The organism is Marinobacterium ramblicola, from assembly GCF_019084545.1.
Classification (GTDB): Bacteria; Pseudomonadota; Gammaproteobacteria; order Pseudomonadales; family Balneatricaceae; genus Marinobacterium_D; species Marinobacterium_D ramblicola.
This window is the reverse complement of the sequence record NZ_JAHREP010000002.1, coordinates 170,239-189,134: the sequence shown is the minus strand read 5'-3', so window position 1 is coordinate 189,134 and position 18,896 is coordinate 170,239. Positions and strand designations below refer to the sequence as shown.

The following is an 18,896-nucleotide window of genomic DNA, read 5'->3' as shown; positions in this document are numbered from 1 at the left end:
ATAGACGGCGAACGATGCTTGCTCAGCCCACTTCGCGTCCGGAGGAGATAATATCGACCAGCTCGCGGAAGCTGGTGGCGCGCAGGTTGAGCTCGACCGAGATGCGCAGGCGCCGCGCGATATCGCTGGAGGAGATGATGCCGCGGATACGCTGGCTATCGGGGTCCACCACCAGCATGTGCGGTTGCCCCTCGTTCTTCAGCGTTTGCAGCAGGTCACCGATGCTGCCCTTCTCCACCGCGCCGAGCGTCACGCCGCGCAGCTTCTCTTTCGGCGTCATCAGATCGCCGATGGTCAGATCACCTCGTGCCTGACCGGAGCTGGTCGCCAGGCTCAGCACCTTGCGACTCTCCAGATCGGCTACGGTGATGATGCCGCGAAACGCGTCGGCGGTGTCGGTGACCAGGATCGAACGCACATGCGCCCGACGCATGGCGGCGATGGCATCATCGATACTCACGTCCGCCAGCAGCGTCAGTGGTCGATGATAAAGGAAGTCGGTCATGACCAGGCGTGCGGGGCTGTTAAGGTCAAAACTCTCCACCTGATCCGATTCAATGACGGAGGGGTAGTCACTCAGACCGACGGTTTTCAATTCATGATAAGGATGCATAGAACAGACTCCTCCTGCCCTATGAGGGCAGAATGGTAGATATAGTGTAGAAACCGAACAACAGGGATCAGGTCAGCGTCGGCGGTGCCCGCGATGGCGGTAACGTGAGTGGAGAACTGATGATCGCGTATGCAGGGCGCGCGCCAGATAGGTGATGAACTCGTGATGTGGTTACTTCATACCTCAACGGCAGGGCTGAACCACTATCTGGATCCAGTATTACGCCGCCCTGCAGTTCGAGGTTAAATACCCCCTCTACCAGTACGAGGGTATTCAGATTTCGCTCATCAGCCAGTTTGCCATGCGGAAGCTGCAGCAACAGCAGAGCAACAGTGACCGCGAGCAGCAGGGTGAACGGGAATCGCAGGTACTGCGTCATACTCTCACCGCATCGGTCCGGTCTAGACAGATTGGATCCACACATTCAGCCTAGTGGATCGCACCTACTAATACAACAGCCGAATAGACTGGCGTATAGGCTGCGCAAACCTGTATAAAACACACATTGTCAGTTGAGTGATTGAAAGGTCGAGAAGCAGATGACACTACCGGCGATGGTCGAAATTCCGGCACAGGGCGAAACCCGCCAGCTGTTTATCCTGGCCCATGGCGTCGGCGCCAACAAAGAGAATCTGGCCCCGTTGGGTCATGCCCTGCATGCGGCTTTCCCCCACGCCTGCTGCCTGGTAGTCGACGGTTTCGAACCCTTCGACGGCGGCTTCGGCGGCCGCCAGTGGTTCTCCCTGCGCGGCGTTACCGAAGATAACCGTCCGCAGCGGGTAGCCGCCGCCCTGCCCGCCTTTATCGAGATGATCGAAACCCTGCAGCAGCGCTATACCGTTGATGCCGGGCACACCGTATTGGTCGGTTTCTCCCAGGGTACCATCATGTCGCTGGAGGCGATCAAAGCGCGCGATGGTATCGCCGGTCAGGTGCTCGGCTTCTCCGGCCGTTACGCATCGCTGCCCGACCACGCGCCCAAGCACACCGCTATCCACCTGCTGCACGGCGAGAGCGATAGCGTGATCCCGGTCAGTCATGCCCGCGCCGCCTGCGCGCGCCTGGAATCGCTCGGCGCGCAAGTCACGCTGGATACAGAACAGGGTACGGATCACGAGATCAGCCCGCTGCTGCTGGAGCTGGCGGTGCAGCGGTTGGCTGAGAGTCTGAAGTAACACTCTACTGACTGAACATGTTGTCCAGTTGCCCCACATAGGGCCGTACCGCCCGTTTATCCGCTTCCGGCACCCGTGCCAGCGCCTTGGCTACCACCAGTGCCTGCCTGAGCTGCCCCTGCTGCGGCTCGGGCAGGGTTTGCAACAGGAGTTCCTGCTCCGGGCCACTGCGCGCCGCCAGTGCCAGCATCTGCGGACTCTCGGCGGACACTTTCACCGCGCCATAGGCGAGGACGATCTGATCGCCGGTTTTGGCCCAGCTGTCGACGCTGGTAAAGCCCTGCTGCAGCACACTCTTTTCAAGCCGTACAAAATAGTTCGGCTCGTCGCGATTCAAGGTTCGAACCGCACGCTGGTGCGGATCGAACGGCTCGCCGGCGCGCGGCATGATCTGACGAGCAAGCAGCTCCTGCTTGCCCTCCGCCTTGAGCTGATCGCCAAGCTCGCGCACGCTGCTCAGGCTGGCGATGTAGGCTTCGATCCGCGCCGGCGCCAGCTCGGCAGCGGCCATCGATGTGGCCAGCAACAGGGCCAGGAACGCCAGAATTCGATGCAGGGGTCTGTTGACTGTGTCGCGCATGGTGAGCTCTCTCTGCTGGACCGATAGGGGGATTCTATCCCTCTCATTGCCAGTGTGACAGCTGACAACGGATTAGGATCCCCCAGTCGACAAAGAGAGCTTACCGGTGACAGCGGATTAGCGCTGTACGAACACCGAACAGCTCGCTTCGGTCATCACCTTGCGCGTGTTTGAGCCGAGGAAGTAGCGCTCCAACGGTTTCTTGCACGCCGCCATGATGATCAGATCGGCGCCGATCTTCCTGGCCTTTTTCACGATCTCGTCGTGCACCACACCGCGTCTGGAGTAGACATGTCCGCGCTGCTCCTTGGGCACCTCGGCCTCGAACAGCGCTTTCACCTGTTGCAGGATCGCCTGTTCGATCTCCGTGGGCCGCTCGGAGGAGGTCGCCGCCAGCACGTGGTGCACGTAGTTCTGGTTGACGTAGAGCGTGGAGATGGTGCCGCCCGGCGACAGCAGCCGCCGGGCCGCCTTCACCTGGGCGCCGAACAGATCGGCATGGTCCGGATCCATCGGTATCAGAATATTGCTGTACATCGCCTTACCCCATGATCTTGTTCGGCAACCAGAGCACCAGCTCCGGCACCAGCATGCAGAGAATCAACACCGCCAGCTTGATGCTGATGAACGGCAGCACCGAGCGGTAGATATCGGACATGGTTACCCCGGGCGGCGCGATACCCTTAAGGTAGAACAGCGCGAAACCGTAGGGTGGCGTCTGCACCGCGATCTCGATATTGAGAATCATCAGAATACCGAACCAGATCGGATCGAAGCCCAGCGATACCGCGATCGGCGTGAACAGCGGCGCGCACATCAACACAATGATGAACTCGTCGATGATGAAACCGAGCAGGATCATGATCAGCTGCATCATAATGATCACGCCCAGCGGCGGCAGCCCCAGGTCCTCAGTGAAGGAGGCGACCATATCCTGCACCCCCATCAGCAGATGGAAGTTGCTGAACAGGGTGGCACCGAAGATGATCCACATCGCCACGCTGATCAGGATGGAGGTCTCGAACCCGGCGTGCTGGAACATCGACAGCTTGAAGCGTTTGAACAGGATCGCCAGGATGATCGCGCCGATCACGCCGATGGCACCCGATTCGGTGGGAGTGGCGATACCGGAGATGATGCTGCCCAGTACAGCGAATATCAGCAGCACCGAGAACAAACCATCTCGCAGTGTCACCACCTTCTGCTTCGGCGTCATCGACACCTCGTCGCCGGTGCCCATCGGCGCCCGCTCCGGGTTCAGCCGGCAGCTGATGATCACGTACAACGCCAGCGACACCACCGAGATCGCCGCCGGCACCAGCGCGGCGATGAACATCCGGCCGACCGAGTTCTGCGTGGCAGAGGCGAACATGATCATCGGCACGCTGGGCGGAATCAGGATACCCAGGCCGCCGCCGGCCATGATCACGCCCAGCGCCAGGCGACGGTCGTAGCCGCGCTCCAGCATCGGTTTCAGCGCGATGCTGCCGGAGGTCATGATACCGGCACCGATGATGCCGACCATCGCACCGATCATCGAGCAGACGCCGATCACGCTGATCGCCAGCGAGCCACGCACCCGGCCGATGATCAGCTGGCTGGCGTTAAACATGGCATCGCCGATGCCGGAGCGGGTCAGCAGCTGGCCCATGTAGATATAGAGCGGGATCGCCAGCAGGATAAAGCTGAAATAGGTGGAATCGATGGTCGAGGGGATGATGTTGAAGATCCCCTCGCCCCAGGTCAGGTAACCCACCGCCATGGCGATACCGCCGAGGCCCAGCCCCACCGGCGCACCGAAAGCGAACGCCACCAGCAGGCAGACCAGCAGCACCGCGGTCAGCATCTCAATACTCATCATTGTTGCTCTCCCGCTCTACAAACAGCTCGCGCCCACTGATCAGGGCGTAGATATCCTCTAACCACTGCGCCAGCAGTTGCACCGCCATCAGACCGCCGGCGCTGATCATCATCACCCAGAAGTGGTGCATATGCGGCGCCCACTCGCTCTGCCGGCGATAGTTGTACTTCAGTGCCTCAAGCAGCTTGTCGTAGCTGATATCGATCAGCACCAGCATGAAGTAGATCGCCAGCGCATAGGTCAGCAGGTTGAACAGGCGACGGGTGCGCTCGGACACCTTCAGATAAAGAATGTCGACGTTGATATGCGCCTGTTTCTGCTGGGCAAAGGCGCCGCCCAATGCCGCGATATAGGCGAAAATAAACAGCGACAGGTCGTAGGCCCAGATGGTCGGGCGATTCAGCACATAGCGGGAAAACACTTCGAAGGCGACGACGAACGCAAGCAGCGGGACCAGATAGGAGACCGAGCGGCCAACGAAGCGGACGATGAACTGAACGCTCAGACAGTAGGCTCTTAACAGCGTGGCTACCATAATGAACTTCCTGAAAAAGGATCAGCTTACGCGGATGCACACCCGAAGCACTCCGGCTTCCGATCCATCCGTGTAAGCTGAAAGAGGAGCGGATGAGTATCCGCCCCGATCAAAGCTAGCGCTTACTTGGCGTCCTGCTTGAGCACGTCGATCAGACGGGCGCTGAACGGGCCCTCTTTGGCGTACTCATCCCACAGGCCGGCACCGGCCGCTTTCCAGGCTTCGCGGTCAGCCGCACTCGGCTCCGGGCTCCACTCCATGCCCTTGGCCTGCATATCGGCCACGGCCTGAGCTTCCCAGGCGCGGGACTTGGTCAGCTGCTCCTGGGCATGAACCGCGGTAGCGGCGCGCACGATCGCCTGCAGATCCTCCGGCAGCTGATCCCAGGCCTTCTGGTTGACGATCACCGGCAACACCTGCGCACCGGCCAGCGGCAGACGGTACATGTACTTTGCAACTTCGACATGGTTACCATCGCGGTGGTCGATCAGGTTGGAACCGATGGAGCCGTCGATAACGCCGGTAGACAGGGCGGTGTAGATCTCGCCCCAGGTCAGGTTGACCGGAGAGGCGCCCAGGTTGCGCAGGAACTTGCCGTAAGCACCCGGCGCACGGATCTTCAGCCCTTTGAAATCTTCGATGGAGTTGATCGGTTTCTTGGTGATGATGTAGACCGGCGGCTGGATGTAGGGCTCCAGATTCTTGATGCCGTAGGAGGCGTAGGCTTCATCCAGGATGTCGCCGAAGCCTTTCTCGTTGAACAGGTCCATCAGCTCGCCGACATCGGCGGTACCGCCCGGCAGGCCGACCTCGACGATACCGGCGGGCATCTCACCGGCGTGCATCGGCTGGAACGGCGCGCCCATGGTGATCAGACCGGATTTGACCGCGCCGAAGATACCGTTGGTGCTGACCCCCTCGTCGGCGTACATCATCTTCACCGCGATACGACCACCGGACATCTTTTCAATGTTGTCCGCCATCCCCTGGTACACCTCGCCAAACGCGGTTCCGCGGCTGTAGAGGTTGGCAAAACGCCAGTTATATTCGGCAGCAACCGCGCTGGTGACAGAACCGGCCGCCAGTGACAACGCCATTGCGCCCGCGGCAACGGTGCGTGAAAACTTTCCCAACATGCTCTTCATGTTATCGGTCTCTCCATTTAGTTAGTTATCGAGCGGGTCCTCGGATGGGGAGCCGGGCCCGCTTTGAGACGGTCAGATGACAGCCTTTAATCGACTATCTCAAAGCGCTGAATGACGATAAACAACGCCAGCCACACGTTCACTTTGAGGCCGGTCAAACAAAATCAATATGTCGCAGGGGGTATTTTTCGGGAAAACAGAGATGCACTTATCCAGTGCGGGAACTGGCACCACAATCTACCACTAATTATGCGGTTTACGCATAAATAAAAGTTAAGATTTACTGATTCGCGGTGTTTTTTACTACTTTAGTATGAGTATGTAAAAATATACGCCATCAAATAGACCGCCTGGGCTTCACCCTGCGCCATGCGCCCAACTCCCTTGGGATAACGCAGGGCAATCCGCGGGCCGGAATAACTTTTTAATGTCTGTTCGGAAAACTGCCGTCAGAATAAAAAAACCGCCCGGCAAGGCGGGCGGTTTCGGGAGAGCATGGCGGATCAGATGCCGCCCATGCAGAGATACTTGATCTCCAGATAATCGTCGATGCCGTGGCGGGAACCTTCGCGGCCGGTACCGGACTCCTTCACGCCGCCAAAGGGCGCCACCTCGTTGGACAGGATGCATTCGTTGATACCGACCATGCCATATTCCAGTCCCTCGGCGACGCGCCAGCAGCGGCCGATATCGCGCGAATAGAAGTAGGCGGCCAGACCGAACGGCGTGGCGTTGGCGCGCTCAATCACCTCATCCTCTTCGTCGAACACGAACAGGGTCGAGATCGGCCCGAACAGCTCCTGGTTGGCGATCGCCATCGTCTCATTGACGTCGCCGAGCAGGGTCGGCTGATAGAACAGTTCGCCCGCGTCTGAACGGGCACCGCCCAGCAGTAGCTGCGCACCCTCGTTGACGGCATCGCTCACCACCTGCTCCACACGCTCGATCGCCTTGCGGTTGATCAGCGGACCGATCTCGACCCCCTCCTGGTCGCCGCGGCCCACTTTCAGTGCTGCCACCTGCTCGGTGAACTTGGCGACGAATGCCTCCATCACACTGCGCTGAACATAGACACGGTTGGTACAGACGCAGGTCTGACCGGCGTTGCGGTACTTCGACACCAGAACACCTTTAACCGCCGCGTCCAGGTCCGCGTCCTCGAACACGATGAACGGCGCGTTGCCGCCCAGCTCCAGCGAGACCTTTTTCACCGTATCGGCGGCCTGATGCAGGATATGCTTGCCGACCGGGGTCGAGCCGGTGAAGGAGACCTTGCGCACCAGCGGATGGGAGGTCAGCGTATCGCCGACAGCGATCGGGTTAGCGGTGGTGACCATGTTGATCACCCCGGCCGGGAAACCCGCCTCCTCGGCCAGCGCCATCAGCGCCAGCGCACACAGTGGCGTATCCTCCGCCGGCTTCAATACCACGGTACAACCGGCAGCCAGGGCCGGCGCCACCTTGCGCGTGATCATCGCCACCGGGAAGTTCCACGGCGTGATCGCGGCCACTACACCCACCGGCTGGCGGATGGTCACCAGGCGCGAGGTCGGTGACGGCGACGGGATCTGCTCGCCATAGGTGCGCTTGGCCTCCTCGCCGAACCACTCGGCAAAGGAGGCGCCGTAGGCCACTTCGCCGCGCGACTCAGCCAGCGGCTTGCCCTGCTCGGCGGTCATCAACTGGGCCAGGGCCTCCTGATTCTCCATGATCAGCTCGTACCAGCGACGCAACAGCTGGGCGCGGGACTTGGCGGTGGTCTTCTTCCAGCTGGTGAATGCGCGATCCGCGGCCTCGACGGCCGCCGCCGCTTCGGCAGCGCTCATATCCGGCACATCGGCCAGGTGTTCCCCGGTTGCCGGATTGGTCACGGCCAGCGTCTTGCCGGAGGCAGCGCTGACCCACTGGCCATCGATATAAGCCTGGGTACGGATAATTGTGCTCTGCATAGCCCTCTCTCTTTATGGGTTACCTCTGGCAGTCTCATGCTGCCACTTTACCCCATACTAGCACCGGCACCGCCGGTCACAGTTACACGGCTGTAAACGTTCAGTTTCACCGGGTTCAAACTTATCTCGCGATGCGGGACGGAATCAGACCAGGTCAAACTGGCTGCTGGCCTCGGCGATGATATAGCGCCCGATCGGCAGGGCCGAGGTCGCCGCCGGCGAGGGCGCGTTGCATACGTTGATGGTGCGGGCGGTCTTCACGAACAGGAAGTCATCCACCAGCTTGCCATCCCGCGACACCGCCTGCGCCCTGACACCGGCCGGATAAGGGGTCAGATCCGCCTTGGTCAGGCTCGGGCAGTACTTCTGCACCTCCTTCAGATAACCGCCCTTGAACAACGAGTTTTTCAACTCTATCAGGCCGGGCTTCAGGTTCTTGTACAGCACCTTGCGAATACCGGGGTAGCCCAGAGTTTCCAGACTGTCCTTCAACGAGATATCGGTCTTGTTGTAACCCTCCCGTTTCCAGGCCAGCACGGCGTTGGGGCCGACGGTTACCGTACCGTCGATCATCCGGGTCAGGTGCACGCCGAGGAACGGCATCGACGGATCGGGGATAGGATAGATCAGGTGGTTGACGATCTGATTGTGCTGCGACGGCAACAGGTAGTACTCGCCACGGAAGGGGCAGATGCGGAACTCCGGCTCCAGGCCCAGCATCCGCACCACCCGGTCCGCCATCAGGCCGGAGCAGGAGATCAGGTAACGGGCCTGGAACTCGCCCTGGGCGGTGTGCGCACGCAGCTCGGTCGCCGTCTCTTTCAGTGCCGTGACCTCGGCGCCGTAGCGGATCTCGCCACCCTTCTCAGCGAATCTGCGCGCCATCGCGTCGGTCACTTCGCGATAGTTCACGATACCGCTGGAGGGTACGAAGATACCGCCGATGCCGGTGATATTGGGTTCCCGCTCACGCAGCTCTTCGGCACTGAGCCAGTAACGCTCCAGGCCGTTGGCCTCGGTGCGTTCCCACAGCGCCTTCATCCGCTCCAGCTCCAGCGCGTTGGTGGCCACCAACAGCTTGCCGCACTCATCGTAGCGGATACCGTTCTGCTGGCAGAACTCCTTGGTGTTGCGGTTGCCCTCGAGACAGAACCTGGCCTTGAGACTGCCCGGCGTATAGTAGACCCCGGCATGGATAACGCCCGAGTTATGCCCGGTCTGGTGCTGGGCGGCACAAGCCTCTTTCTCCAGTACCAGCACCTTTTTATCCGGATAGCGATCCAGCAACTGCATGGCGGTGGAGATGCCGACGATGCCGCCACCAATGATCAGAAAATCGTACATACTGCCCCCTTCGCCGCTCCTGCGCATAAGCGCCATGGATGGCGGATGGCCGCCCCGCGCGTATGCCGCTTTTGCAGGAGCAAAAAGCGGCCGCGCCTGCGGCATAGCTTAGATCCTGTACATAAAAACCACCGGCATCATGGCCGGTGGTTTAACATGATATCGCGAGTTCGCGCCTAAACTTAGCTGATCGATTACTGGCGCGGATTGCGCAGGGTTTTGGCATGGCTGAAGTAGCCGCGCTGACGCATCAGTTCACGGCGCAGTCCCGGGTGCGCCGTGAACTTGTCGCGCCCGTGCAGCCAGAAGTGGTTGTTGATCAGCAGGAAGCTGCCCACCGGCACCGGTACCGACAGGATCGCCGGACTGCCCTCCAGCGACTCGGAAAGGTCGGTCAGCCAGTTCCCCTCCTCATCGTCCTTGGGCTGCACGAACTGATCGATGTAGGACATGATCGGCTTGCCGCTGCGGTCGATATCGAACACCGAGTGGAACACATCCTGGCGGGTGTTCTTGCTCGGCGGCGCCGACCAGCGCATTTCGCGGTACGCCAGCGGATTGGAGCTGAACCTGTGCAGATCCTCCCAGTCATCCAGGTGCAGCAGCAGGGAGTTGCCACCCACCATGTTCTGCTCGTCGATCTTCAGCATCAGCACGTAGTCGGTATCCTGCTCGACAAAGGTGCCGTCGTTATGCAGCTCCATGACGCGGTGCGCCTGGCGCAGGTAGCTGTCGGAGCTGTCCTGGTTCTGCACCACGAAGCGCGCGTAGTACTGGCCGCTCATGGCATCGAAGTTGGAGCGGCCGAACAGATGCGCCACGGCTGTGGTGAAGCGCACCATATCCTCGGCCTGCTCCACGCTGTCCAGCCCCTCGGGGGTAATCAGCAACGCGCCGGTATCGCGGTTAACCAAGGTCTCGACCAATAGCGGCTGGAGCTGGTTGGCGCACAGGTTATCCAGGATCTTGCCGACCCGGAAACGTAGCATCGACTTGTACTCCAGCGCCTGCACCGGCCAATCGGCGATCGCCTCCAGAAACGCGCTGACAACTGCCGGTTCAAAGCGCAGCTCCAACAGGCGCGGACTGATTGCGGAGGGGCTCAGGGTAAAACCACAGTCGGCACTTTCGGCAACATCGGCGGATTCGATCTTCTCGGCTACAAGGGACATGACGGGACCTCTTTTTTAAGACGCACACTCGCAGAGCATTAATATTTACGTTTCGTAAAAATATCTACATTTTTAAAAAACGTCAACAAATAATCATTTTTGCGGCATTATCTCGACAGTCGCTATAATCGCCTCACCCGTGCAGACAGAGGCCGTCACCGGATGAGCGAAAAAGAGGCAAAGAGCAACCTGGCGGATATCGCCTATGGGTTGATCAAGCGTGACATCACCGAGGGAGCCTTTATCCCCGGTGACAAGTTGCTGATGAGTGCATTGCGTGAGCGCTATGAGATCGGTGCCGGCCCGATGCGCGAGGCACTGTCACGCCTGGTGGCGGAACGGCTGGTAACGGCGGAGAGCCAGAAGGGTTTTCGCGTCGCGCCGATGTCGATCGCGGAGCTCAAGGATATCTACTTCGCCCGTGCGCAACTGGAGGCGATGATCACCGAGCTGGCGGTGGAGCGAGGAGACGAAAGCTGGGAGGCGGGCGTGATCGCCAGCGCCCATACCCTGTCGAAGGTGACCGAGGTGCACAGCGCCGAGGAGATGCTCGGGCTTTGGGACAGCCGACACAAGGCGTTCCACCTGGCGATCGCCAGGGGTTGCGGCTCGGCCAAGCTGCTTGAGCTGCGCCTGACCATGCTGGAACAGGCGGAACGCTACCGACAACTCTGGTTACGCCAGACGGTCTTTTCTGCCGAGGCGCTGGAGACCAAGCGCGAGGAGCATCGCCAGCTTCTCGACGTGCTCCTCTCCGGCGACAGTACCCGGGCGCGGCGAATCATGTTCGAACATATGATGAACCCGGTGCCGATCATCACCGATATCATGGCGGCACGCGGACTTACGAGCGGCGACTGACCCCGTCGGTGTCAGCGCGAGAAAAGTCGATATAGGGCTGGTTGAAGGCGACATCGTTACCCCGCGCGATCTCGAAACACTCCGCCGCGTGTCGTTCGACCAGCTCCACCACATCGGCATCCACCCGTCGACCGGCAGCCATCTCATCCAACACGTCCAGCACCTCGGATAGTTCCAGCCCCGGTCGATAGGGGCGCCGCTGCACCAGCGCCTGGAAAATATCCGCCACGGCGATAATGCGCGCTTCGATACTTAGATCCCTCTCGTGCGGATGGAAAGGATATCCGCCACCGTTGACCCCTTCGCGGTGATAGGCCGCCCACCGGGCCGCATCACCCAACCCCCTGATATGACGGAGTATCTCGTAGGTTTCAAAGCTGTGCTGATGCATGATCGCCCGCTCCGTCGCACTCAAGGGTCCGGCCTTCTCCAGTATGCGGTCCGGGGTATGCAACTTGCCCAGATCGTGCAGCAGGGCGGCGATCTCGATCTTGTCGCACTGCACCTGGGTCAAGCCCCGACGATTCGCCAGATACTTGGCCAGATCTGCCACCCGCAACGCGTGCTTGGCGGTACAGGGGCTTTTCTGATCGACGATGTAGGCCAGGATCATCGACAACTGCTTGAGCTGCTTCAACGTCAACGGCTCGCGCCGCTGCAGATTGCCCATATCCCAGACATAACGGGTGATATGACGATCTTCCAGCGCGATCCAGAACGCTTCGTGCCGCTGAACCCGACTGAACGCATCGACAAACTCAGGGTTGAAGTAGCTACCGGAATAGCGGCGGATCGATGCCAGGATCTCGTCCCGCTCCAGCAGGATGTCCACCCCGTAATGGGGAAAGGCGATCACGTCGATACGGTCGGCCAGGAAGATTAGGTTCGCCATCCGCGCGTCGCGCTCGCTCACCGCCAGGCCGGCAAAGTCGGTCCAATGGGTGTGGTGGTGCAGTACCGGTACGGAAAATCCGGTCAACGGTTTGAAATGGCTCAGTAGCCGATGGCCGATCTCGCAGTGGATATGCGCCTCGTCCCAGTCGAAATGGTTGACCAGGCCGGCATGCATCTGCTCGGTGGATACACCGCAGTCGTGGAGCAACCCCAGCTCGAACAGATACGCCAGCTCCTGCTCGTCATAGCCGAGCTCCTGGCCCAGCTGACTGGCGATAAACGCCACCCGCTTGCCATGGTTGGTATCGTTCATACCGACCAGTGACACGGCGGTTTCGATCGCCATGATCATCTGGCGCAGATCGACACTGAGCGCTAAGTCTGACTGCATTTACCTGCCATTATCCTGTCGACGAAGCCCTCCTGCCCTTGAGGCAAGAGCTGCCCGCCAGCTAGAGGGACTGACATCATCGGTGCGATTCGACAAGCACTCCGATCACTACCGACAATTAAAAGTTAGTCAATCACGCCGCCTGACACCATAGCGCCCCTGGGTTAAAGCCGTCGCCCCTCCAGAAACTGGCGATAGCGCAGGATCTTGACCAGCTTATCGCCCTCAGACCGATACTTATAGTAACGATCCCCCTCCCGAAACACGGGACGACAGGAGAAATCCCTGCCCTCCATACTCAGGCAGATCTGGTTGTCGCTGATCTTCCAGTGCCCCTCTCGCGGCTCCCAATACCGCAGCTGCTCCACCCGCCCATCCGGATGGTAATAACTGAAACTCGTTGCCCCGGAAGAGAGGCTGTAGGACTCGACCGTTTTACCAACGAAAAGCGCCCTGAGCTCCGCCCCGCTGAGCTGCGTCCTGTCACTTTGAGGCTTGATCTGACAACCCGCCAGGACAGCCAACGCCACAGCGCCACCCAACATCTTCCCCCACATCATCCCCTACCCCCCTTGGTGCTGAATAAATTGTTCGATCGGCGGCAACATCAGGCCGCTCTGTGCACAGGCGTCAAAGTCATGGCCTAGCCCCGGCATCAGTTGCAGTAACGCCTGGCTCGTTATGCCAAGTTCGGAACGTCGTCTGTTGATATGCGCGATCCAGGCCTCGATCCGCTCGATTCGGTTACCTCCCTGACAGCGGTCCAGACGGGCGCTCTTGCGCAAGGAAGCATCGCGCTGACAATCCAGCTCGCCGACCAGACCCAGTACCGGCAAGCGTATAAACTCGTCAGCGCGCGGCGTACTCAACCACCGAGGCCAGTTCTTGAGACCGTAAGGATAAGGAATCTCCGGGCTGGGCAGGGTGTACCAACCGGCACTGCATGCACTCAGTGTCGCAATACGCTCCGGGTACAGGCAGGCGTATCGATGCGCGAACTGTGCACCTCCCGAGTAACCGAACAGATGTATTTTCAATTCCGGCAGACTACGAGCGGTCTGCCACACCAGCAGCAGCATACTGAATGCCTGATCAGCCCGGCGCTGACCCGGTTTGGCGGCCAGCCGCTGGTAGTTGGGAAAATGTTCAGTGTCGAAAAGCGGTGCAATCAAGCAGACGCCGAGACGATCCGCCATCGAACGGAATGCAGCTGCCTGGCTCCGGTAGTTGCGTGATATGCCGTGCACCGCAACCAGCAGGCGGTCCGGGCGCTGCTCTACATTAGGCCTGTAGATCAGGCACTTTAGCGACTGAGCCGCTGCCAGGGTCAGTTCGCCCATTTCACCGGGCGCCGGCAGGGTGAAAAACTCAGACGACATATCCGACCTCCATCTCAGACTGCTGGGCAGGCAACCTCAACTGCCGCACACTGAACCCCCGGTCCGCCGTCAACTGCCAGCTCTGGGTACAGTGCGGCTGCAGCTCCGCCAGATTGGTGCAGATCAGGACGCCGCCTCGATACCGGCTCAACACCTCGATCAGCACTGCGATGATCTCCTGGTCCTGATGGGCTTCATGGCTGTCGAGCAGCAGGTAGCGCGGGCGCCGTAACATGGCACGCGCCAGCATCAGGCGATAGCGGTTGCTGCTGGAAAGATTCGCACCGCCTTCGATCAGCGCGGTATCGGGGCTCAGTTCGGCCTCGATCGCGTGTTCCAGGCCGCAGAGCCGGAGTACTTCGGCATAGTAGGTTTCATCGTATTGGCGGCGACCGTAGAACAGGTTGCCGTGCACGGTTCCGCGCAGCAACGGCAGATCGTTGCTCACCAGCGCCACAACCTTGCTCCACGCCTTGGGCTCGATTTTTCGCTGAGACACACCGTCCAGCTCTATGCGACCTTCGATACCGGACTCAAGCCCGGCCAGCATCCGCAACAACGTGGTTTTACCGCTGCCACCGGGGCCGCTCAACAGCACTCGATCCCGCGTATCGAGGGCGGCATCGACCGGCATCAACCGCCCGGGAATTGCGGCGCCGATCAGCGTAAGGGGCGCGCGTTCGCTCCGCCGCATCTTGCCAGACGCCTTGATACGCGGCGGTATCCTGATCGACAGGAAGTGTTCAAGCTTGTCGCTGGCCACCCTGTTCAACGTCCACAGCTCGTAGATGCGACTCAATCGCCGCAGATTGGCCAGCAGGTAGATCGCCGCAATCAGCATCAATGAAAAGTCCGCCTGCGTCAGGATCGACCGGGACACCAGCTGCTGACCGACGAGCACCAAAATCACCAGCGTGATCAGTACCGCCGCCTCGTTGGCGCCACGGAGCAGGCCCGAAACCCGCGCACGACGGTTAAGCGCATCACGCAGGCGGGCGCCCTGGCGATCGAAACGACGACTCTCCCGCCCCAGCTGATTGAACGAGCGCACGACATCGATCGCGGCCAGTTTCTCGGTTACGTTGCGGATCAGATGCGTCCGCTTGAGCCGTGCAGCCTCCGACACCCGGTACAACCGGCGACCCAACCGATAGTTGACGAACACCGACAACAACAACGGCAGAGTGATCGCCGCCACCAGACTCCAGTGCAAAAATGCCAGCGCGATCATCGAAGCGATCAACCAGGTGCCCAGCACCACCATCGGTGCTATGCCCTGAACGATCCAGTTGCGGACCGCACCCATGTCACCGGTCAACCTCAGCAACGTACCCCCTTTGGCGATTCTGCCGTTGTGACGAGCGGGGAGGTTCAAGGCATGCGCCAGTACCATCTGGCGCAGCTCATGTACGTAATCCTGCGCCATCACCTCTGCGGCATAACGCTCGACAAAACGTCCGCAGGCCAGCACAACCAGCGCGAGAAGAATGCCCAGCAGCGGATAGAGGCTATCGCCCGTCGGCGCAGTTCCACCCAGCCGACGCGTGAGCAGAACCAGGGAGGCCAGCGCAGCCGAGAGCATAAGCCCGCTGCAGATCAGCAGACCGAGCAACCTGGCTCTCAGGTTACTCGCCAGCACCGAGGGCAACATCGCCACCTCTGAACAGCGGAGCCAACACCGTTTGAATAACCTCGGCGGTCTGTAACTGGTCCGGCGTAAACACCGATAGCGCCGTCGCCGCCACCACCTCCTGACAGGCGACCGGAGAACGTGTCAGCGCACCGCTGATCGCCAGAATCGGCAGGCCGGCCATCGCAACCCGCTGCGCCACATAGGCGGCAGAAGCGGCATTATCCGCGGCAACCAAAGCACCATCGAAGCGACCGACAAAATCCGGGTCGGCGATCAGTGCCGAGGTTTCCGGCTGCAACACCCCATCGGCAATCTCGATCACCATCACATCGGCTCTGTGCTGCAGTGCCCGCTGCTCGATGCGCGACAATATCTCCAGAATCTGCGTCGGCGTCATGCCCACCGTCGAGGCGTACCCCGCATCGACAAAGTCGGCAACATCGACGGCCCCGGCATCGTGCATTCGCCAGAAATCGGGGCCGGCACCGGTACCGGTCAATTTTGCCCCCTGCACCCGATATCCGGCGTTACTCAGCCCCCTGATCGCGGCGCAGGCCGTGGTGGTTTTTCCGGCATCCATATCACTGCCAAACACCACCACTGCCGGTAGGGCGGAACCCGTCAGCACAGGAGCTGCCGGCAAACGCTGAAACCGTTTCAGGTTCAGCGGGGCGCCTTCGCTATCGACCAGTATCCCCTCGATAAACAGGTCCGTTGCCGGCTTTACCTGAGCGTTGCGATCGGCAACGCGAGCCGCTATGCCACCCGCGGCCACCAGCTGACACTCGCCCAGCTCATGCGGAAGCTCTGCGCGATACTGCGCGGTGGAATACCGGGATCCGGCCGCCAACACCAGCCGGTCACCCGGATACAACCAAACGCGCCTGCCGTAGATATCCTCCAGACGCGCATGCTGGCGGATTCGTTCGACGCGCGCGATCACCAGATCCCCCGCTTCGGGGGCCGCGCCGCCAAAACCCGTTGCCAATGACAGATCGACATTGCGGGTGATGAATGCCCGTTTCGCACCGGCAATCAGATTCGAGATCAACATTTTCTCCCTCTCACATACGGCTCGTGTCGAGCGACCCGCCTCACTAATCACCACACTAGCGCAGCGCCTTGACCAGATCGGCTATGCGCTCATAACTCGCCTCTTGCGGCGACAACAGATACTCCAGACGGGTCACTTCGCTCTCTCTGCCCGGACGCGATACGGTCTCCTTGACCTGGATCCCCGGATCGGGGGCGTAGCTGATCTCCCTTAGCTCCTTGATCTCGCTCCCGGAGGTCGCAGCGAAGCGTGTGCAGCGGTAAAGCTGAACGCCCAGGCTCCTGTCCATCAACGACTCCCGCCCCGTCCCTTCGTAACTGCAGCGCCACTGACGTTGATCACTGGTGCCATCGCTTTTGCGACGATCAACCGTGAAGTCAACGGAGCGCCGATCACCGAAGGGCACCAACTGCGCTACATCTCCCGCTACGACCCGCTGCGTATAGCCACCGCTTTCGGCGGGGAAACGGCGATACTCCAGTGTCGGCAGATAGGGCAGGTAAGACTCCTTGTAGAGTCTTTTCCGCGCGCTTTCCCAAAGCGTCCAATCCGGCCCCTGTTGAACCAGCTTCCTGACCTGTCCATTTGAATAGATCGCCACGGCGCCAAGTGGTAGCTCGCCTGCATAGAGTGGAGCGGCTGTCGAGAGTGCGACGCCTGCCAATATAACGGTTGAGAGTTTCACGCTGCCTATCCCCTTTTTTGCCAAAGGCTAGCATCCCCAAACTTAAGAGAGTCTTAAATTAACCTCACTTAATATAATACTTTCCACCGGTTTCCATTCCCCCACTGTGCAAAAAAAGCCAGACAGGAACGGTTGTGATCCGCTGTAATGGGAACCCGGCAACTATTTCATCTGAAAATCTGACAGGCTGAGCAAGAACCGCAATGGCGGGTAAAAAAAACCGGACCTCCCTGCGGCAGAAGGTCCGGCAATGCACGATGTCAATATCGTACTGGGGGTGATGAGGGCGAAACGGCGTTAAACCCTCAGTTTCAGGCAAACATCTCGCGGGCGATGGCGCTCAGCGTCTCGACGATCTGGTCGATATGCTCTTTTTCGATGATCAGTGGCGGCGAGAAGGCGATGATGTCGCCGACGGCACGCACCGACATCCCCTTCTCGTAGCAACGCTGCATGATCTTCGGACCGACCAGCGAACCGTCCGGCGCGGCGAACTGCACGGCACCGATCAGGCCGTAGTTGCGCACGTCTACGATGCCCGGCTCGCCCTGCAGCGAGTGCAGCGACTCCTGCCAGTAGGCACCGATCTCGCCGCTGGCACGCTCGAGCAAACCCTCTTCGTCGTAGATATCCAGGGTCGCCAGGCCGGCGGCACAGGCGATCGGATGCGCCGAGTAGGTGTAGCCGTGGAAGAACTCGATCGCACCTTGCGCACCGGCATTGATCACGGTATCGCAGATCTCGTCACGCACGAACACGGCACCCAGCGGTATGGCGCCGTTGGTGATCCCCTTGGCGGAGGTGATCATATCCGGCTCCACTTCGAAGCGGTTGGAGGCGAAGGAGGCGCCTAGGCGACCCCAGCCGGTGATCACTTCGTCGAAGATCAGCAGTACATCGTGCTTGGTGCATAGTTCACGCAGCTTTTTCAGGTAACCGATCGGCGGCAATACCACGCCACCGGCGCCGGAGATCGGCTCGACGATCACCGCGGCGATGCTGTCCGGATCGTGGAACTGCAGCAGATTGGCCAGTTCATCGGCCTTCTCGATGCCGTGCTCCGGCAACCCTTTGCTGAAGGCGTTGCGCTGCAGGTCCAGCGTATGCGGCAGGTGGTCGACCGGCAGCAGCGGACCGAACCCCTTGCGGTTCGGGGTCAGGCCGCCGACGGAGATACCGCCGAAATTGACACCGTGATACGCCTTCTCGCGGCCGATAAAGCGGTATTTGCCCTTCTTGCCGCGGGCGTTCTGGTAGGCCAGGGCGATCTTCAGCGCACTCTCCACCGCCTCGGAGCCCGAATTGGTGAAGAACACCCGGTTCAGATTGTCCGGGGTATATTTCGTCAGCCGCTCGGCGAATTCGAAGCCGATATCATGGCCCAGGTTGAACGGCGAGCTGTAATCCAGTTTCATCGCCTGCTGCGCGATGGCGTCAGCGATCTTCTGACGGCCATGACCGGCATTGACGCACCAGAGACCCGCGGTGGCATCGAGGATCTTGCGACCATCCTCAGCGTAGAGCCACATACCTTCGGCCCGCTCGATGATGCGCGGCGCCGCCTTGAATGCCCGGTTCGCGGTGAACGGCATCCAGAAATGATCCATGCTTGTGTAGTTCTTCAT

The 18,896-nt window shown here is 60.3% G+C and carries 19 protein-coding genes; 2 read left to right on the top strand and 17 right to left on the bottom strand.

Annotation, left to right across the window (positions count from 1 at the left end):
- Positions 1-22: 22 nt before the first annotated feature.
- Positions 23-613 (bottom strand): CBS domain-containing protein, encoded by a 591-nt coding sequence (locus KQ940_RS02105; RefSeq protein ID WP_217411198.1) that lies wholly within the window; start codon positions 611-613, stop codon positions 23-25.
- A 67-nt stretch (positions 614-680) separates the two neighbouring features.
- The gene (locus tag KQ940_RS02100) at positions 681-992 is read right to left on the bottom strand and encodes a hypothetical protein (RefSeq protein WP_217411196.1); all 312 of its coding nucleotides are present in this window, start codon (positions 990-992) and stop codon (positions 681-683) included.
- Between the two features lie 160 nt (positions 993-1,152).
- On the opposite strand from KQ940_RS02100, the gene ypfH reads away from it, so the two are divergent.
- Complete coding sequence (gene ypfH / locus KQ940_RS02095; protein ID WP_217411194.1) at positions 1,153-1,788, top strand: esterase; 636 nt, start codon at positions 1,153-1,155, stop codon at positions 1,786-1,788.
- A gap of 4 nt (positions 1,789-1,792) precedes the next feature.
- On the opposite strand, the gene KQ940_RS02090 is transcribed toward ypfH, so the two are convergent.
- From KQ940_RS02090 to glaH, 8 genes are all read right to left on the bottom strand, one after another.
- Positions 1,793-2,368, bottom strand: a complete 576-nt coding sequence (locus tag KQ940_RS02090) for a hypothetical protein (protein WP_217411192.1) — start codon at positions 2,366-2,368, stop codon at positions 1,793-1,795.
- A 117-nt stretch (positions 2,369-2,485) separates the two neighbouring features.
- Complete coding sequence (locus KQ940_RS02085) at positions 2,486-2,905, bottom strand: universal stress protein (protein ID WP_217411190.1); 420 nt, start codon at positions 2,903-2,905, stop codon at positions 2,486-2,488.
- 4 nt (positions 2,906-2,909) lie between these two features.
- Positions 2,910-4,226 (bottom strand): TRAP transporter large permease, encoded by a 1,317-nt coding sequence (locus KQ940_RS02080; RefSeq protein ID WP_217411313.1) that lies wholly within the window; start codon positions 4,224-4,226, stop codon positions 2,910-2,912.
- Entirely contained in the window at positions 4,216-4,764 is a 549-nt protein-coding gene (locus KQ940_RS02075) for a TRAP transporter small permease subunit (protein WP_217411188.1), read from the bottom strand. The genes KQ940_RS02080 and KQ940_RS02075 overlap by 11 nt, the downstream gene beginning before the upstream one ends.
- Before the next feature lie 122 nt (positions 4,765-4,886).
- Entirely contained in the window at positions 4,887-5,900 is a 1,014-nt protein-coding gene (locus tag KQ940_RS02070) for a TRAP transporter substrate-binding protein (RefSeq protein ID WP_425515612.1), read from the bottom strand.
- Positions 5,901-6,412: 512 nt separating this feature from the next.
- Positions 6,413-7,858, bottom strand: a complete 1,446-nt coding sequence (locus KQ940_RS02065; RefSeq protein WP_217411184.1) for an NAD-dependent succinate-semialdehyde dehydrogenase — start codon at positions 7,856-7,858, stop codon at positions 6,413-6,415.
- A gap of 144 nt (positions 7,859-8,002) precedes the next feature.
- A complete protein-coding gene (lhgO, locus tag KQ940_RS02060; RefSeq protein ID WP_217411182.1) occupies positions 8,003-9,202 on the bottom strand; it encodes an L-2-hydroxyglutarate oxidase in 1,200 nt (399 codons plus the stop codon).
- A gap of 194 nt (positions 9,203-9,396) precedes the next feature.
- Positions 9,397-10,374 carry a glutarate dioxygenase GlaH gene (gene glaH, locus KQ940_RS02055; protein ID WP_217411180.1) on the bottom strand — a complete coding sequence of 326 codons (978 nt, stop codon included), beginning with the start codon at positions 10,372-10,374 and terminating at the stop codon, positions 9,397-9,399.
- 162 nt (positions 10,375-10,536) lie between these two features.
- On the opposite strand from glaH, the gene csiR reads away from it, so the two are divergent.
- Positions 10,537-11,235, top strand: coding sequence for a DNA-binding transcriptional regulator CsiR (gene csiR, locus KQ940_RS02050; protein ID WP_217411178.1), 699 nt, complete (start codon positions 10,537-10,539; stop codon positions 11,233-11,235).
- On the opposite strand, the gene KQ940_RS02045 is transcribed toward csiR, so the two are convergent.
- The 7 genes from KQ940_RS02045 to aptA form a co-directional block, all read right to left on the bottom strand.
- A complete protein-coding gene (locus tag KQ940_RS02045; protein WP_217411176.1) occupies positions 11,219-12,520 on the bottom strand; it encodes an HD-GYP domain-containing protein in 1,302 nt (433 codons plus the stop codon). The two genes, csiR and KQ940_RS02045, sit on opposite strands and share 17 nt — an antisense overlap.
- Positions 12,521-12,684: 164 nt before the next feature.
- Positions 12,685-13,080: a hypothetical protein gene (locus KQ940_RS02040; RefSeq protein ID WP_217411174.1), complete on the bottom strand. Its 396-nt coding sequence runs from the start codon at positions 13,078-13,080 to the stop codon at positions 12,685-12,687.
- Between the two features lie 3 nt (positions 13,081-13,083).
- Positions 13,084-13,899: an alpha/beta hydrolase gene (locus KQ940_RS02035; protein WP_217411172.1), complete on the bottom strand. Its 816-nt coding sequence runs from the start codon at positions 13,897-13,899 to the stop codon at positions 13,084-13,086.
- The gene (locus tag KQ940_RS02030; RefSeq protein WP_217411170.1) at positions 13,889-15,550 is read right to left on the bottom strand and encodes an ABC transporter transmembrane domain-containing protein; all 1,662 of its coding nucleotides are present in this window, start codon (positions 15,548-15,550) and stop codon (positions 13,889-13,891) included. Before KQ940_RS02030 ends, KQ940_RS02035 begins: the two co-directional genes overlap by 11 nt.
- Positions 15,525-16,586 carry a hypothetical protein gene (locus tag KQ940_RS02025; RefSeq protein WP_217411168.1) on the bottom strand — a complete coding sequence of 354 codons (1,062 nt, stop codon included), beginning with the start codon at positions 16,584-16,586 and terminating at the stop codon, positions 15,525-15,527. Before KQ940_RS02025 ends, KQ940_RS02030 begins: the two co-directional genes overlap by 26 nt.
- Positions 16,587-16,641: 55 nt before the next feature.
- A complete protein-coding gene (locus KQ940_RS02020) occupies positions 16,642-17,271 on the bottom strand; it encodes a hypothetical protein (protein WP_217411166.1) in 630 nt (209 codons plus the stop codon).
- 311 nt (positions 17,272-17,582) lie between these two features.
- Positions 17,583-18,896: an omega-aminotransferase AptA gene (aptA, locus tag KQ940_RS02015; protein WP_217411164.1), complete on the bottom strand. Its 1,314-nt coding sequence runs from the start codon at positions 18,894-18,896 to the stop codon at positions 17,583-17,585.

Coding starts and splice junctions, on each gene's coding strand:
- KQ940_RS02045 (WP_217411176.1), bottom strand. CDS start 12,520: ATGCAGTCAGACTTAGCGCTCAGTGTCGATCTGCGCCAGATGATCATG.
- KQ940_RS02085 (WP_217411190.1), bottom strand. CDS start 2,905: ATGTACAGCAATATTCTGATACCGATGGATCCGGACCATGCCGATCTG.
- KQ940_RS02040 (WP_217411174.1), bottom strand. CDS start 13,080: ATGATGTGGGGGAAGATGTTGGGTGGCGCTGTGGCGTTGGCTGTCCTG.
- KQ940_RS02025 (WP_217411168.1), bottom strand. CDS start 16,586: ATGTTGATCTCGAATCTGATTGCCGGTGCGAAACGGGCATTCATCACC.
- glaH (WP_217411180.1), bottom strand. CDS start 10,374: ATGTCCCTTGTAGCCGAGAAGATCGAATCCGCCGATGTTGCCGAAAGT.
- KQ940_RS02075 (WP_217411188.1), bottom strand. CDS start 4,764: ATGGTAGCCACGCTGTTAAGAGCCTACTGTCTGAGCGTTCAGTTCATC.
- lhgO (WP_217411182.1), bottom strand. CDS start 9,202: ATGTACGATTTTCTGATCATTGGTGGCGGCATCGTCGGCATCTCCACC.
- csiR (WP_217411178.1), top strand. CDS start 10,537: ATGAGCGAAAAAGAGGCAAAGAGCAACCTGGCGGATATCGCCTATGGG.
- KQ940_RS02100 (WP_217411196.1), bottom strand. CDS start 992: ATGACGCAGTACCTGCGATTCCCGTTCACCCTGCTGCTCGCGGTCACT.
- KQ940_RS02070 (WP_425515612.1), bottom strand. CDS start 5,900: ATGTTGGGAAAGTTTTCACGCACCGTTGCCGCGGGCGCAATGGCGTTG.
- KQ940_RS02065 (WP_217411184.1), bottom strand. CDS start 7,858: ATGCAGAGCACAATTATCCGTACCCAGGCTTATATCGATGGCCAGTGG.
- ypfH (WP_217411194.1), top strand. CDS start 1,153: ATGACACTACCGGCGATGGTCGAAATTCCGGCACAGGGCGAAACCCGC.
- KQ940_RS02105 (WP_217411198.1), bottom strand. CDS start 613: ATGCATCCTTATCATGAATTGAAAACCGTCGGTCTGAGTGACTACCCC.
- KQ940_RS02030 (WP_217411170.1), bottom strand. CDS start 15,550: ATGTTGCCCTCGGTGCTGGCGAGTAACCTGAGAGCCAGGTTGCTCGGT.
- KQ940_RS02080 (WP_217411313.1), bottom strand. CDS start 4,226: ATGAGTATTGAGATGCTGACCGCGGTGCTGCTGGTCTGCCTGCTGGTG.
- aptA (WP_217411164.1), bottom strand. CDS start 18,896: ATGAAGAACTACACAAGCATGGATCATTTCTGGATGCCGTTCACCGCG.
- KQ940_RS02090 (WP_217411192.1), bottom strand. CDS start 2,368: ATGCGCGACACAGTCAACAGACCCCTGCATCGAATTCTGGCGTTCCTG.
- KQ940_RS02035 (WP_217411172.1), bottom strand. CDS start 13,899: ATGTCGTCTGAGTTTTTCACCCTGCCGGCGCCCGGTGAAATGGGCGAA.